The organism is Dysgonomonas sp. 520 (genome assembly GCF_010501095.1).
Classification (GTDB): domain Bacteria; phylum Bacteroidota; class Bacteroidia; order Bacteroidales; family Dysgonomonadaceae; genus QVMP01.
Genome location: NZ_QVMP01000005.1, coordinates 73,388 through 86,884 on the forward strand (window position 1 = coordinate 73,388; position 13,497 = coordinate 86,884).

At 41.1% G+C, this 13,497-nt stretch carries 12 protein-coding genes; 7 read left to right on the top strand and 5 right to left on the bottom strand.

Translation table 11 applies throughout. The features are described 5' to 3' along the window. Positions 1-10: 10 nt before the first annotated feature. The 5 genes from D0T56_RS04025 to lpxA all read left to right on the top strand — a co-directional run bounded on the left by D0T56_RS04025 (position 11) and on the right by lpxA (position 6,408). On the top strand, positions 11-1,108 hold the full coding sequence (locus tag D0T56_RS04025; RefSeq protein WP_163318851.1) for a DegT/DnrJ/EryC1/StrS aminotransferase family protein: 1,098 nt from the start codon (positions 11-13) through the stop codon (positions 1,106-1,108). 23 nt (positions 1,109-1,131) lie between these two features. Then, positions 1,132-2,976: a 4-hydroxy-3-methylbut-2-en-1-yl diphosphate synthase gene (locus tag D0T56_RS04030; protein ID WP_163318852.1), complete on the top strand. Its 1,845-nt coding sequence runs from the start codon at positions 1,132-1,134 to the stop codon at positions 2,974-2,976. Positions 2,977-3,116: 140 nt separating this feature from the next. Next, entirely contained in the window at positions 3,117-4,145 is a 1,029-nt protein-coding gene (gene lpxD / locus D0T56_RS04035) for a UDP-3-O-(3-hydroxymyristoyl)glucosamine N-acyltransferase (protein ID WP_370458783.1), read from the top strand. Positions 4,146-4,221: 76 nt separating this feature from the next. Beyond that, positions 4,222-5,607, top strand: a complete 1,386-nt coding sequence (locus D0T56_RS04040; RefSeq protein WP_163318854.1) for a bifunctional UDP-3-O-[3-hydroxymyristoyl] N-acetylglucosamine deacetylase/3-hydroxyacyl-ACP dehydratase — start codon at positions 4,222-4,224, stop codon at positions 5,605-5,607. Between the two features lie 18 nt (positions 5,608-5,625). Next, the gene (gene lpxA, locus D0T56_RS04045; RefSeq protein ID WP_163318855.1) at positions 5,626-6,408 is read left to right on the top strand and encodes an acyl-ACP--UDP-N-acetylglucosamine O-acyltransferase; all 783 of its coding nucleotides are present in this window, start codon (positions 5,626-5,628) and stop codon (positions 6,406-6,408) included. A 54-nt stretch (positions 6,409-6,462) separates the two neighbouring features. Here the strand turns inward: lpxA and D0T56_RS04050 are convergent, their stop codons facing one another. From D0T56_RS04050 to D0T56_RS04065, 4 genes are all read right to left on the bottom strand, one after another. Further along, a complete protein-coding gene (locus D0T56_RS04050; RefSeq protein WP_221412331.1) occupies positions 6,463-8,424 on the bottom strand; it encodes a ComEC/Rec2 family competence protein in 1,962 nt (653 codons plus the stop codon). 8 nt (positions 8,425-8,432) lie between these two features. Then, on the bottom strand, positions 8,433-9,086 hold the full coding sequence (gene rpe, locus D0T56_RS04055; protein ID WP_163318857.1) for a ribulose-phosphate 3-epimerase: 654 nt from the start codon (positions 9,084-9,086) through the stop codon (positions 8,433-8,435). 68 nt (positions 9,087-9,154) lie between these two features. Then, on the bottom strand, positions 9,155-9,583 hold the full coding sequence (locus tag D0T56_RS04060) for a GNAT family N-acetyltransferase (RefSeq protein ID WP_163318858.1): 429 nt from the start codon (positions 9,581-9,583) through the stop codon (positions 9,155-9,157). Positions 9,584-9,664: 81 nt separating this feature from the next. Then, positions 9,665-11,320 carry a glycogen/starch synthase gene (locus D0T56_RS04065; RefSeq protein ID WP_163318859.1) on the bottom strand — a complete coding sequence of 552 codons (1,656 nt, stop codon included), beginning with the start codon at positions 11,318-11,320 and terminating at the stop codon, positions 9,665-9,667. Between the two features lie 248 nt (positions 11,321-11,568). On the opposite strand from D0T56_RS04065, the gene D0T56_RS04070 reads away from it, so the two are divergent. After that, positions 11,569-11,847 carry a hypothetical protein gene (locus D0T56_RS04070; RefSeq protein WP_163318860.1) on the top strand — a complete coding sequence of 93 codons (279 nt, stop codon included), beginning with the start codon at positions 11,569-11,571 and terminating at the stop codon, positions 11,845-11,847. 8 nt (positions 11,848-11,855) lie between these two features. Beyond that, a complete protein-coding gene (locus D0T56_RS04075; protein ID WP_163318861.1) occupies positions 11,856-12,398 on the top strand; it encodes a 1-acyl-sn-glycerol-3-phosphate acyltransferase in 543 nt (180 codons plus the stop codon). Positions 12,399-12,421: 23 nt separating this feature from the next. On the opposite strand, the gene D0T56_RS04080 is transcribed toward D0T56_RS04075, so the two are convergent. After that, on the bottom strand, positions 12,422-13,444 hold the full coding sequence (locus D0T56_RS04080) for a LacI family DNA-binding transcriptional regulator (RefSeq protein ID WP_163318862.1): 1,023 nt from the start codon (positions 13,442-13,444) through the stop codon (positions 12,422-12,424). Positions 13,445-13,497: the final 53 nt, after the last annotated feature.

A 13,497-nucleotide genomic window follows, 5' to 3' on the forward strand; every position in this document is an offset into this window, starting at 1 on the left:
TTAACAGAAAATGATTCCATTTCTTGACCTGAAAAGAATAAACCTAAACTACCGGCAACAAATGAATGAGGCTATACAACGTGTATTAGACTCAGGTTGGTATATCAGAGGGAAAGAATGTGAAGCATTTGAGCGGGAATATGCAGCCTATTGCGGAACAAAGTATTGCGTTGGTGTTGCCAATGGTTTAGATGCCATCCGTCTGGTTTTGTTGGCATACATAGAGCAGGGAGTGATGCAGCAAGGCGATGAGGTGATTGTCCCTGCCAATACTTTTGTAGCCAGTATTCTGGCAATTTCTCAGGCGGGGCTGACTCCTGTGCTTGTTGAACCGGATATAAATACTTACAATATAGACCCATCACTGGTTGAAGAAAAAATAACGCCCAGAACGAAAGCCATTCTTGCCGTTCATCTGTATGGGCAAATTAGTCCGATGGACGAGTTAAGCGAAATAGCTTCTAAACATAACCTGAAACTTCTCGAAGATGCCGCACAGGCTCATGGCGCAATTTATAGAGGACGAAAAGCAGGAAATTTGTCGGATGCGGCAACATTCAGTTTCTATCCTGCAAAAAATCTTGGTGCAATTGGCGATGCAGGGGCGGTTACAACGAATGACTCACAACTTGCCGCTTTGGTTAAATCTATTGCCAATTATGGTTCTGATGAGAAGTATGTATTTGAACAGAAAGGCGTAAATTCCCGTCTGGATGAATTGCAGGCAGCAGTACTTTCGGTCAAACTGAAAGGCATTGACGAGGATAGCAAACAACGGCATCGGAATGCACAATATTATCTGGATAATATTAAAAATGAGAAAATAATCTTACCCCAGGTAACGAACATGGAAGAGCATGCTTTTCATTTGTTCGTAATCAGGACAAAACAGAGAGATAAATTACAACAATATCTATTAGATAACGGCATACAAACTCAAATTCACTATCCTATACCTCCGCATAAACAGCAGGCTTACAAGGAATTGAGCGATTTGAGTTTGCCAATAACAGAATTAATTCACAACGAAGTGTTGAGCATACCGCTATTCATTGGAATAACGGAAGCGGAGGTTCAGAAAATCGTTGAAACACTGAATAAGTGGTAACCCATCAAACAAAAGATCATTTTATGGATTTTTTTAATTATAAACGGCGTATATCGTCCGAAACAAAGATAGGCGATACCCCTCTCGGGGGTAATAATCCTATTCGCATACAATCAATGACCAGCACGAACACGAACGATACAAAAGCTAGTGCTGAACAATCTATCCGTATTATTGAAGCCGGAGGCGAATATGTGCGCCTCACTGCGCAAGGGGTCAGGGAAGGTGAGAACCTCAAAAATATCAAGGAGGAGATAAGAAAGAGAGGCTATAACACACCTCTCATTGCAGATATTCATTTCAATCCACGGGCAGCGGAAGCGGCTGCAAAATATGTGGAGAAAGTACGCATCAATCCCGGTAATTTTGTGGATGGGGTAAAACGTTTTGACGGAAAAGACCTGACAGACGAAGAATATGCGGAAGAACTGAACAAGATAAGGACAAAACTTACATCTTTCCTCAATATCTGTAAAGAGCACGGAACTGCGGTTCGCATCGGAGTGAATCACGGATCGTTGTCAGACAGGATAATGTCTCGCTATGGCGATACACCCGAAGGTATGGTGGAATCGTGCATGGAATTTCTCAGGATATGTATAGAGCAGGATTTTCATGATATTGCCATTTCGATGAAAGCCTCCAATACAGTTGTGATGACAAAAGCCGTTCGTCTGTTGGTGCAAAAGATGGATGAAGAAGGACTGGCTTTCCCCCTGCATCTTGGTGTTACGGAAGCTGGCGACGGAGAAGACGGACGTATCAAATCGGCTGTAGGTATCGGCGCATTGCTTTCCGACGGATTGGGCGATACGATAAGAGTGTCGCTGAGTGAAGATCCTGAGATTGAAATACCTGTTGCCGCAAAGATGGTTGATTATATCAATCGGCGGACAAATCATTCCAGAATAGAAGCAGTGGCAAATGCCGACTATTCTCAATTCTCCACACTTCGCCGAAAGACATATTCGGTTGGTAATATTGGCGGAGATCAGTTGCCAGTAGTGATTTCGGACAGAAAAACAGGTAATTTTGAGTTTGATGTTCATTTTCTTCCTGATTATATCTATGTGGGAAAAGAACTTGCATCTTCTGCGCCCAAATCGGTATCAGCAATCGTCGATTTTGAGGGATGGAAAGGAGGGCAAAATACCTATCCCTTGTTCGATAAAACGAATTATACGGAAATAAAAGGCAATAGTTCCGGATTGAAATTCTTGGAATTAAGTTACCCCGAATTGTCGGAAGATATTATTTCGTTGTTAAAAACCGATTCGTCGATAGTATTGATCGTCACAACAAATCACGCTAATGGAGTTGGAGAGCAACGTGCGTTTGTTCATACGTTGATGAATAACGGTTGCGAGACGCCTGTTGTATTTAAACGAAATTATCAAGAAAATGAAGCCGAAGATATTCAGGTGAAGGCCGGGATTGACTTCGGCACGGTTCTTCTTGATGGTTTTGGCAATGGCATCATGATAGAAAATGAAGGAAACATTCCACAAAAAAGGATTGATGCTTATTCTTTTGGTATCTTGCAAGCCGCCCGTGTCAGAACAAGCAAGACGGAATATATTTCCTGCCCTAGTTGCGGACGCACATTGTTCGACCTGCAATCGACCGTGGCACGCATAAAGGAGGCCACATCGCACCTTAAACACCTGAAGATAGGGATTATGGGTTGCATAGTGAACGGTCCCGGAGAAATGGCGGATGCCGATTACGGTTATGTGGGAGCAGAGAAGGGAAAAGTGTCTTTGTATAAAAAACAAGAGTGCATAGAAAAAAATATCCCCTCAGATTGTGCCGTGGAAAGGCTTGTACAACTCATCAAAGATAACAATGATTGGGTTGATCCGAAGTGAAATTGTAGCTTATTGTAATATATTAATGAGACAATTATAAGATTTTTAGCCTAAAAAGGCTGTTATTTGAAAAATTATTTATTATTTCGCAGTCGTTATTAATTCGAATTAAGTCATTTTTGACCTTTTTATCCATGCAAATATCTTTTTCAGCAAAACAATTAGCTCATTTTCTAAATGGTTCGGTTGACGGAAACCCGGATGTGGAAGTCAACAACTTTTCGAAAATTGAAGAAGGCAAGCCTGGGACATTAACTTTCTTAGCCAATCCCAAATACACAAACTACATCTACGATACAAAAGCCAGTATCGTTTTGGTAAATAATGACTTTGTGGCCGAGCAACCCATCGGAGCAACATTGGTCAGGGTTCCTAACGCTTATGCAGCTTTAGCCATATTGTTAGATGTGGTTGAAAAAAGCAAGCCAAAAAAGACCGGAATCGAGCCAATGTCTTATGTTTCGGAAAAGGCACAGCTAGGACAGAATGTTTATGTGGCAGCATTTGCGTATATTGCGGATGGAGCCAAAGTAGCCGATAATGTACAGGTTTATCCCCACTCTTATATCGGAGATGGAGCGCAGATCGGTGAAAATACGATTGTGTATGCCGGAGCGAAGATATATCCAGGGTGCAAGATCGGAAATAACTGTATCATCCATGCCGGAGCGGTAGTCGGATCGGATGGATTTGGTTTTGCTCCCGAAGAGGGCGTTTACAAGAAAATACCTCAAATGGGAATCGTTATTGTAGAAGACGATGTGGAAATAGGCGCAAATACGGCAATAGACCGTGCCGTGATGGATGCAACTATCATACGCAAGGGGGTGAAGCTGGACAATCTTATACAAGTGGCTCATAATGTAGAAATCGGGGAGAATACGGTAATGGCTTCTCAGGTTGGCATTTCGGGTTCCACCAAGGTGGGAAAGAATTGCGTGCTGGGCGGTCAGGTAGGACTTGGCGGGCACATCACGATAGGAGACAACTCCAGCATAGGAGCTCAATCGGGGATAATAAGCAATATAAAACCCGATTCGAAAATCATGGGAGCACCGGCTATTCCGGTGAAGGATTTCTTCAAGAGCAGCATTATATTCCCTAAGTTGCCCGATATGTATAAGCAATTGAACGAATTGAAGAAAGAAATAGATAATCTTAAAAAATAACAATATAGAAAGTGTAACAAAAAGACATGTGCTTTTTTTGATACACTTTCGTCTGTTTGAAAGAAAAAAACACTAGATGGAAAAACAAACAACTCTAAAAGAAAGTTTCTCACTCGAAGGAAAAGGTTTACACACCGGATTACAATTGAAAGTAACATTTCATCCTGCACCGGAAGATCATGGATATAAAATTAAAAGAACTGATCTGGAAAATCAGCCTGTAATAGATGCTCTTGCCGAAAATGTGGGAGCAACCCAACGAGGCACAGTCTTGATTAAAGGAGAAGTGCAAATAAGCACAGTAGAACATGCAATGGCGGCATTGTATGCCTTGAGTGTTGACAACTGTTTGATAGAAGTTGACGGACCCGAATTTCCGATTTTGGACGGAAGTGCAATTGAATATGTAAAAGAGATAAAACGTGTAGGAATTGTAGAGCAAGAGGTAGAGAAAGACTATTATGTTGTGCGTCGTAAGATGGAAGTGCGTGACGAAGAAACAGGCTCGAAGCTAATTCTTCTTCCGGACGATCATTTTTGCATAAATTCGTTTATCGAGTTCGAATCGAAATATATACCAAATCAGTCTGCATCGTTGGATGACATGGCCGATTTTGAAAAAGACATAGCCAGCAGCCGTACTTTCGTGTTTGTTCGTGAAGTGCAAAAACTTCATGAGGCAGGATTGATAAAAGGCGGAGATTTGGATAATGCTATTGTGATATATGAACGTCAAATATCACAAGATGAATTGAATAAACTAGCCGATCTTATCGGAGCACCTCACAAGGATGCTACCGAATTGGGGTATTTGAATAATAAATCTATTATATATCCTAACGAGCCGGCTCGTCATAAGCTGCTCGATATAATTGGAGACATGGCTCTTATCGGAAAGCCGATAAAAGGTCGCGTGATAGCAACACGTCCGGGGCATAAGATCAATAATCAGTTGGCTAGGGCAATACGCAAGCAAATCAGGCTGAACGAAGTACAACCTCCGGTGTATGATCCGAATAAAGAACCTATATTCGATATCAATCAGGTTAGAAACCTGTTACCTCACAGATACCCGTTCCTGATGGTTGATAAAATTATCGAAATCGGTCAGAAACACATTGTTGGAGTGAAAAATATATCTGTGAATGAACCATTCTTTCAAGGTCACTTCCCTCAAGAACCGGTGATGCCGGGTGTGCTTCAGGTAGAAGCAATGGCTCAAATTGGCGGTTTACTGGTGCTTTCGAATGTGGAAGAAGCAGAAAGATATTCTACTTATTTCCTTAAAATAGATAATGTGAAGTTCCGCCAGAAAGTAGTTCCGGGCGATACGCTTATTTTCCGTCTCGATATGATGTCTGAAATCAGAAGAGGAATTGCAAATATGAAAGGTTTTGCCTTCATCGGAGATAAGATTGTTTCGGAGGCTGAGTTTACAGCACAGATCGTTAAAAATAAATAACCTTAACCAGAAGAATATATGTCAAATATTTCTAATCTTGCATACATACATCCGGATGCTAAAATAGGAGCCAATGTAATTATAGAGCCTTTTGCCTATGTAGAAAGTAATGTAGAGATTGGTGACGGAGCTCATATCATGTCTAATGCAAATATACGGTTTGGTTCCAGAATTGGAAAAAATTGCCGGATATTTCCGGGTGCTGTAATCGGAGGAATACCTCAAGATTTGAAATTCAAGGGAGAAGAGACACTTGCTGTTATAGGAGACAACACTACGGTGAGGGAATGTTGTACGGTGAACAGAGGTACTGCAGCCAAAGGGCAAACCGTGGTTGGTAGTAACTGTTTACTGATGGCTTATTCTCATATAGCACATGATTGTATATTGAAAGATTATATTATAATTGGCAATGCTACTCAGTTGGCCGGAGAGGTAGAGGTTTTTGAACATGCTATCCTTAGTGGAGGCACGCTCGTACACCAATTTACAAGAGTTGGGCGCAATGTGATGATTCAAGGAGGAACACGCCTGGGTAAAGATATACCACCTTACACCATTGCCGGACGTGAGCCTGTTTCGTATGCCGGAATCAATTCAGTAGGATTGCGCAGATCGGGATTTTCGAACGATACGATAAACCAGATTCAGGAAATTTATCGTGTGATATACAATTCGGGAATGAATTTTAGCGATGCCGTGAAGAAGATTGAAGAAGATTTCCAGAAAACTCCGGAGATGATTAACATAGTTAATTTCATAAAGGAATCGCCAAGAGGCATTGTGAGAGGATACGTATAAAACAAACATTATATTCCACAGAGAAAGCCTTGTACATTCGTTGTATGAGGCTTTTTATTTGGATGCTATACAGAATGCACCATGCTCCCTTACATCGTAGAAATTTATGTTCAGCCTGGCGCACTCTTTTGCCAGCTTCCTGCTTGTCTTAGGCGATAGTGTCGCATCCAGAATGACAGACCTGAAAGATATGATTTCGGACAGGGAAGACAACGTGAAATTTTCGTTTCCGCATAAATGCAAGTAATCTACATGAAATTTCTCTTCCGAGTGTTTATCTATCCAAGGTGTCATTGACGATACAGATAATATCCTTTTTCCCTCGAATGAAATAAGTTTTTGACAATTGATCGAATCAGGAGAGTATTGGCTTTCAATTCGGGCATAATTCCACCTGATTTCAGGCATTTCTTTCCTGTTTAGCACCCACAGCTCATTCTCTTTGCTTTTTAGCCTTAAAAAGAGAGGAATCAATATTAATAGAGCGATTGAGGAAAGCGATACTATGAGAGCAGATGCTTTTTTCTTCCGAAGAAAAATGGCAGCAGAAAAAATCAGTATAATGAACAAGAATACGCTGGCAAGCGGAATAGCCGGATTGTCAAGTTTTGCCAGAGGAAGATTCTCAAAGAACTGTATTAAGGTCGTTAATATCAGTATTATGAATTTTAAAGGTATTATAAGCAAATTCATGACAAAGGGGAGCATGCTTGCAAAAAAGATTGCTATTGTCAGATAAATAATCGCTCCGGCTAGTATGGGAACAAAAAGATTTGTTACGAAAAAGTAGGTAGGAAAGTAACCGAAATAATAGAGGCAAAGAGCAAAAGTGCCAATCTGCGCAGCCATTGACAAGGTGAATAGTTGCCAGACATATCGCCCGTATTTATTTTCAATCTCCCATAGTTTAGAAAGTTTTGGTTGCAGATAGCAAATCGAGATAACAGCCATGAAACTTAGCTGAAATCCGATGTCGAATAAACTGAACGGGTTGAAAATAAGCATAAGGAAGGCGGCTGCAAAAATGGTATTGAAAGAGAATCCTTTTCTGTTGAATATTTCGGCAAAGCAATAGATAGTTAGCATTATACATGCCCTGACAATGGATGGTGACAATCCGGCAAGAAAAGCATACATCCATAAAAATAGGATTATGAAAACGAACTTCAATTTGTAGTACCCGGATTTTCTGTGGAGAAATCCGAAAAGGAACATGATCATACTGAAAATAATACCAACGTGTAATCCGCTGGTTGCCAAAACATGAGCTGTGCCTGTGGTTCTGAACGATTCCTTTATGTCGTCCGGCATTTCGTCTTTATAACCAAGTGTCAAAGCCGATATGATGGAAAACTGAGTATCATTCAGATTGAGGGAGCGGTAGAAATCTAATACCTCAGCCTTGCATTTTGACGCATAAGTTTGTACGGTATGTTTTGTCTTTAGAGTTGGTTCCCACCTGTTTGCAGGCAGATATACATATCCTGAAAAACCTTTGTTGTACATGTAGGCTGCATAATCAAACTCATCGGGGTTGCCCGTATTTTTGAACGGTTCTATTTCTCCGTACAGTCGGATTTCATCGCCGGGTTGCAATCCTCTGCTTGTTGTATTCGGATGAATGTAACAAACAATCTTCTTTGATGTGGAGCGGGATGAGGATAGTAAAACTTCAATGGCAATTGATTTTGGCTTTTCTTTCGGAGTATCTAAAACAACACCGATGTAAGATTGTTCTCCTTTTCGGAAATCGAAACCTGCATCCCGTTGTCGGAGTTGTGTAGAGAAAGTTCCGGCGGCAATAAGGAGAAGTGATGATCCCGCACCGAAAAGCCATCTGTAATTATATTCTTTACCTGGCGGGAGAAAAAAAGAAAAAAGCATAACCCCTATGCCTAAAGCGAAAAGAATTATGCTTAAATATTTTATGTCTAAATGATATTGTAAAATGATTCCCGCCAACAGAGGCAAAAGCAGCCTGAAGAAGGGCGATTTTACAATGTTGCTTTCGGGCATATCACGAATTACACAATAGATTTCAGTTTGTGGATTGTTTCTACCGGATTGTCGGAAGCAAAAACAAAATTTCCGGCCACCAATACATCTGCGCCGGCATCTACCAATTGTTTTCCTGTTTCCATATTTACTCCGCCATCAACTTCTATCAATGTTTTCAGATTACGGCTGTCGATCATTTCACGCAACTTGCGGACTTTAGTCAGTGAGTGTCCGATAAATTTCTGACCTCCAAAACCCGGATTAACAGTCATCAGCAACACCATGTCGATATCTTGTAATATATCTTCCAATACAGAGACGGGCGTATGCGGATTGAGTGTAACGCCGGCTTTCATCCCTGCCTCGCGAATGGCAGATATTGTTCTGTGCAGATGAGGGCAGGTTTCGTAGTGAACATTCATCATATAAGCACCGGCATCTTTTACGGCTTCAATGTACGGATTGGGGTCGGCTATCATCAGATGCACATCCAATGGCTTTTTTGCAATCTTGCTCACTTGTTTTATGATAGGAAACCCGAACGAAATATTAGGAACGAAAACTCCGTCCATCACATCGCAGTGAATCCAGTCGGCTTCGCTGCGGTTTATCATTTCTATGTCTGATTGCAGATTCAGGAAATCTGCCGAAAGAATTGAAGGGGCTATTTTATGACTCATGATACATTTGTTTTTTATCCGAACAAATGTACATGTTTATTCTTAATTATTAAAGCTGATTAGCAATATCACAAAGACATATAAACAATTGGGTAGGGTTTTCCCTCTTGATCTATCTCGGAATAGCCTATCTGTTTAAAACCGATAAGTTTATAAAAATTCAAGGCCTGAATGTTCTGTTCGTTAACATCCACTTTGCTGAGTTTCAACTCGTCTATAGCAAAATTAATTAAGGTTTTGCCAATGCCTTGTCTTCTGAAATCGTTATGAACAAAGAGCATTTCTATTTTATCGGCCGCTACACCAAGAAAACCTTTTATTTCTCCTCCCTCTTCTTCTTTGAAAGTATAGAGTTTCACATACTTAAAGTATAGAGTCAATTGCGACTTGTAATACTCATAGTCTTCTTTTTCAAGGAAATCGTGTGTCGAAGAAACGGCACTTTCCCATATTCGAGACAGTTGTTGATAGTCTGTCTGTGTTGCTTCCTGAATCATAGTACAAATATATCCGGATAGTCAATAACTTGTATGCTACATGCAAATTATTATTGGATCATCCGGATTTTTTTTGCAAATTTATTTCTTCTTGCTCAGAGCCTCGTGATAGGCTTCTTCATAATATTTGAAGAAATGCTGCCAGTCGGCAATTTCGGCTTTTTTTCTGGCTAGCTGTCTCGATTTTTCCAAATCTTCACGCCCCATTGCTGAGAGTTCGCAAATGGCTTCGCTAATTTTCCTCGAAACATGCTCGAAATTATCATCATCACGGGTTATTACCCTTATGCTGTTCACCAGTTTTGTGCAATCGCCAACAGTTTTTGCCCAAACACCAAACCCGGCAAGGGATGTGGTCAGAGTTGGTACGGAGAAAGCAATGCTTTCGTGTGGCGTATATCCCCAAGGTTCGTAGTAAGAAGGGAATATTGTAGCATCAAGCCCTATCAGCAAATCGTAATATGTCAGGTCGAATATTCCATCCGTTCCGTTCAGGTAAGAAGGAATGAAGACAACTTTCACATTGTCTTGCCCGTTGCATAACTGCAAATATCGCATTTGGCTTGTGGCAGGATCATTGTTTATGTCGTGGAGATTGTGCGTGATGAACGGATTGTGCAGCGGCGTAGTGAAGTCCTGAGCCGACAGCAAGCGTTCTTTCAGGTCTTCTCTAGCCGTATCTACCCACGCCGGAACCATAATGAAAGCTACGACTTCTTTTTTCAGGTCTTGTGCATATCTTACCCTGTTCAGGGCGTCAATGAAAACGTCTAAGCCCTTGTTCCTGTACTCGTAGCGCCCGCTTGTGCCAATCAGTACGGCATTTTTGTTTATTTTGGTTCCTGTCAGTTTTTCCGTTACGTTTATCAGAGCCTGGCGTGCTTTGTCTCTTTTGGTTGTGTACGATTTGCCCTTCGGTACAAAATCTTTCTCAAAACCATTGGGGGTAACCATCGGCTTACACTCAAGCAGTTGAGTTGCTTCCCATTGAGTGACACCGCTTACGGAGGTGAAGCAGTCTGATTGTTGTGCGGCTTTCTTTTCTATCGAATGTTTCGATACGACATTCAATTCGTGTGCCATTTGATCACCATTGTATGCATGCATCTGGCTATACAGAGGTTTGTTGTTCGATGCTATCGACCGTCCTACGGTTGTGGCATGAGTGGTGAAAACAGTAGCAACTTTAGGCAGTTTGTCCTTTACGTATAAAAGTCCCATACCTAGCATCCATTCGTTGAAATGGGCGATGACTTTTTTTCGTCCCATTTTGTGGAATTTATAGTAGCTTTCTATAACCACACCTGTGGCATAGGCAAACATGCACGACTCGTCATAGTCTCCGTATGCGGGCATCGAATCTACGCCGAATTTCTCCCACATTTGAGCATATATTTTATCCTTTTGTTCAAAAAATTGAGTAAAATCGACCAATACGGTTTTAGGCTGTCCGGGTACATCCCATCTTCCGATTTTTATTTTCAGCCCGTCTTTCTTCCGGGCATGTTCTACCCATTCGGGCAGTAGATTTTTGTCTTCTCTAAACCACGGACTTTTTGTATTGTCCCAGATATCGGGACCTATAAATAATACATTTTCGTTGTATATGGTTTGCATGGTTTTTGCTTTCGACGACAAAACCGTATATATTCCTCCTACTTTGTTGCATACCTCCCAGCTGGTTTCGAATACAAAATCGGGAGAAAGTGATTCTTTGATAGTTTGTTTTTTAGCCATTATCTTTTTTTGTGTTGTTTATTAAGCAATTACATCGAATTAACGATATCTGTCCTTAAGTTATTTTTTTGCCGGGGTCATTTTTATTTGCCCAGGCAACAAAAAGGCCTACCGCCTTAAGGGGTTCAAAGTTAATATTATAAATTAAAAAATGGAGCATCGGGAAAGACCATGCATCTTTTTTATATCTTTGTAGCATAAATTTATCTTTCTTTCAGGAAAGAAGTATCTAATAATTAACGAGAATTATGAGCAGTAAACGATCACTAAAAAAAGAAATACACGAATCGATGGTTGCGCTTTATACCGAATGTTTTTTCTATAAAACATTTGTGATTGATGCAGACACGGCAAAAGCTGACGAGTTGATAAACGAGATAGAAGGTGTGCACATGCAGCTGTCTGACAAGATGAATGCAGGGAGGAAAAACGCCGGAGAAAATCCTAAGAAATATTATGCCGGGGTGAGAACAGATCTCAAACAAGCCGTAAATGAGCTGGGCGGGAAGTTAAGTAAACTTGCATAAGAAAAAGGATGAGAAAAATTTATAGTTTCATTCTTAAATTTTTAGGTTGGAAAATTGTTGAGGAAGTAAAATCTCCCTCGAAGTGCATTATATGCGTGGCTCCTCATACCAGCAACTGGGACCTGATTGTAGGCAAGATGATATACGGAGCTATGGGAAAGAAGGCGAACTTCTTGATGAAGAAAAGCTGGTTCTTTTTTCCTCTGAACCTGTTGTTTAGGGCAATGGGAGGCATACCCGTAGACAGGAGTAAGAAAAACTCCCTTACGGAGCAGTTGGCAGAAGAATTTGCCAAACGAGACGAGTTTCGTATTGCCATAACTCCCGAAGGCACACGAAAATATAATGCGGATTGGAAAAAAGGATTCTACTATATTGCTTTGGGTGCGAAAGTCCCTATTCTGATCGCTGTTCTTGATTACGGCGATAAGACGGTTTATTTTAAAGACGTCCTGACCCCAAGTGGAGATATTGAAACGGACATGCCAAAGATAAAAGCATATTACAAAGGGGCGAAAGGAAAGATTCCCCATCTGTTTTCGGAAAAATAAAGAAGAAGGAGGTTGACACGAAGTTAATCTCCTTTTTTTATGGAAGATTCTCTTATGGTTAGAAGCGCAGGAATGGTTATATGTTTGGGCTTTTCGTTTCCTCTGATATGTCTTAACAGCAACTTGCATGATTCTTCTCCCATCTTATAGGTCTGATGTGTCATAGAAGTTAATGCAGGGTCTACGTAGTTGGAATGAAGTTCGTCGGTGTAGCCGATCAGAGACACATCTTCGGGAATTCTCAGGTTGTGTTTCTTTATCGCTTTCATTGCGCCAAAGGCCAGGCTATCGTTCATTGCCAGTATGGCATCGGGCGGCTGAGGTAGTGACAGTAGCTTGCATGCGCCTTCGTATCCGTAGTCGAAACCTATCTTTTTGCAAAAGACAAGTTCTTTTTCTATCGGAATGTTTTTTTCTCTAAGAGCTTGCAAATAGCCATGTTTACGTTGTTTTACAATTTCGAGGTGATTCCCTCCACCGATGAAAGCTACCCGTTTCGAGCCTGTTTCGAGCAGGTGTTGCGTGGCTTTTTGCGCCGATTCGGCATTGTCTGTTATTACGGACGAAAACTTGTCGGTGAGGCAAATCCTGTCGAAAAAAACCGTAGGGATATTCTGGTTGACAAGTTCTTCGAAGTGGCTGTAGTCGGTGGTTTCCTGAGCAAGGCAAGCTATAATGCCTTCCACCCGAAGGTTTATGAAATCCTCGAGGCTTTGCTTTTCCAATTCGTATTGTTCGTAAGATGAACTTATTATTACCGAGTAGTTGTTTGCCCGTGCAATATCGGTTATCCCACTGATTATCGAGGCATAGAAGTGAGTGACGATGTCGGGTACCAGAATGCCAATAATCCGGGGCGAGTTTTTCAACAGACTCATAGCGAATGGATTAGGACGATAGTTTCTTTCTTTTGCCAGCTTTTTGATGCGTTTTTTCAATTCCGCTCCTATTTCGGGACTATTTTTCAATGCGCGGGAAACTGTGGAAATGGAAACGCCCAATTCTTTTGCCAGATCTTTGAGAGATACAGGTCTGTTTTTTTCCATAGTTTAAAGATGTTTTAGAGATAAGGTTCTGACTCGGAATACATAAATTGAAA

What these genes read in the sequence shown, in the direction of transcription:
- D0T56_RS04025 (WP_163318851.1), top strand. Translation starts at nt 11, where the DNA reads ATGATTCCATTTCTTGACCTGAAAAGAATAAACCTAAACTACCGGCAA.
- D0T56_RS04030 (WP_163318852.1), top strand. Translation starts at nt 1,132, where the DNA reads ATGGATTTTTTTAATTATAAACGGCGTATATCGTCCGAAACAAAGATA.
- D0T56_RS04040 (WP_163318854.1), top strand. Translation starts at nt 4,222, where the DNA reads ATGGAAAAACAAACAACTCTAAAAGAAAGTTTCTCACTCGAAGGAAAA.
- lpxA (WP_163318855.1), top strand. Translation starts at nt 5,626, where the DNA reads ATGTCAAATATTTCTAATCTTGCATACATACATCCGGATGCTAAAATA.
- D0T56_RS04050 (WP_221412331.1), bottom strand. Translation starts at nt 8,424, where the DNA reads ATGCCCGAAAGCAACATTGTAAAATCGCCCTTCTTCAGGCTGCTTTTG.
- rpe (WP_163318857.1), bottom strand. Translation starts at nt 9,086, where the DNA reads ATGAGTCATAAAATAGCCCCTTCAATTCTTTCGGCAGATTTCCTGAAT.
- D0T56_RS04060 (WP_163318858.1), bottom strand. Translation starts at nt 9,583, where the DNA reads ATGATTCAGGAAGCAACACAGACAGACTATCAACAACTGTCTCGAATA.
- D0T56_RS04065 (WP_163318859.1), bottom strand. Translation starts at nt 11,320, where the DNA reads ATGGCTAAAAAACAAACTATCAAAGAATCACTTTCTCCCGATTTTGTA.
- D0T56_RS04070 (WP_163318860.1), top strand. Translation starts at nt 11,569, where the DNA reads ATGAGCAGTAAACGATCACTAAAAAAAGAAATACACGAATCGATGGTT.
- D0T56_RS04075 (WP_163318861.1), top strand. Translation starts at nt 11,856, where the DNA reads ATGAGAAAAATTTATAGTTTCATTCTTAAATTTTTAGGTTGGAAAATT.
- D0T56_RS04080 (WP_163318862.1), bottom strand. Translation starts at nt 13,444, where the DNA reads ATGGAAAAAAACAGACCTGTATCTCTCAAAGATCTGGCAAAAGAATTG.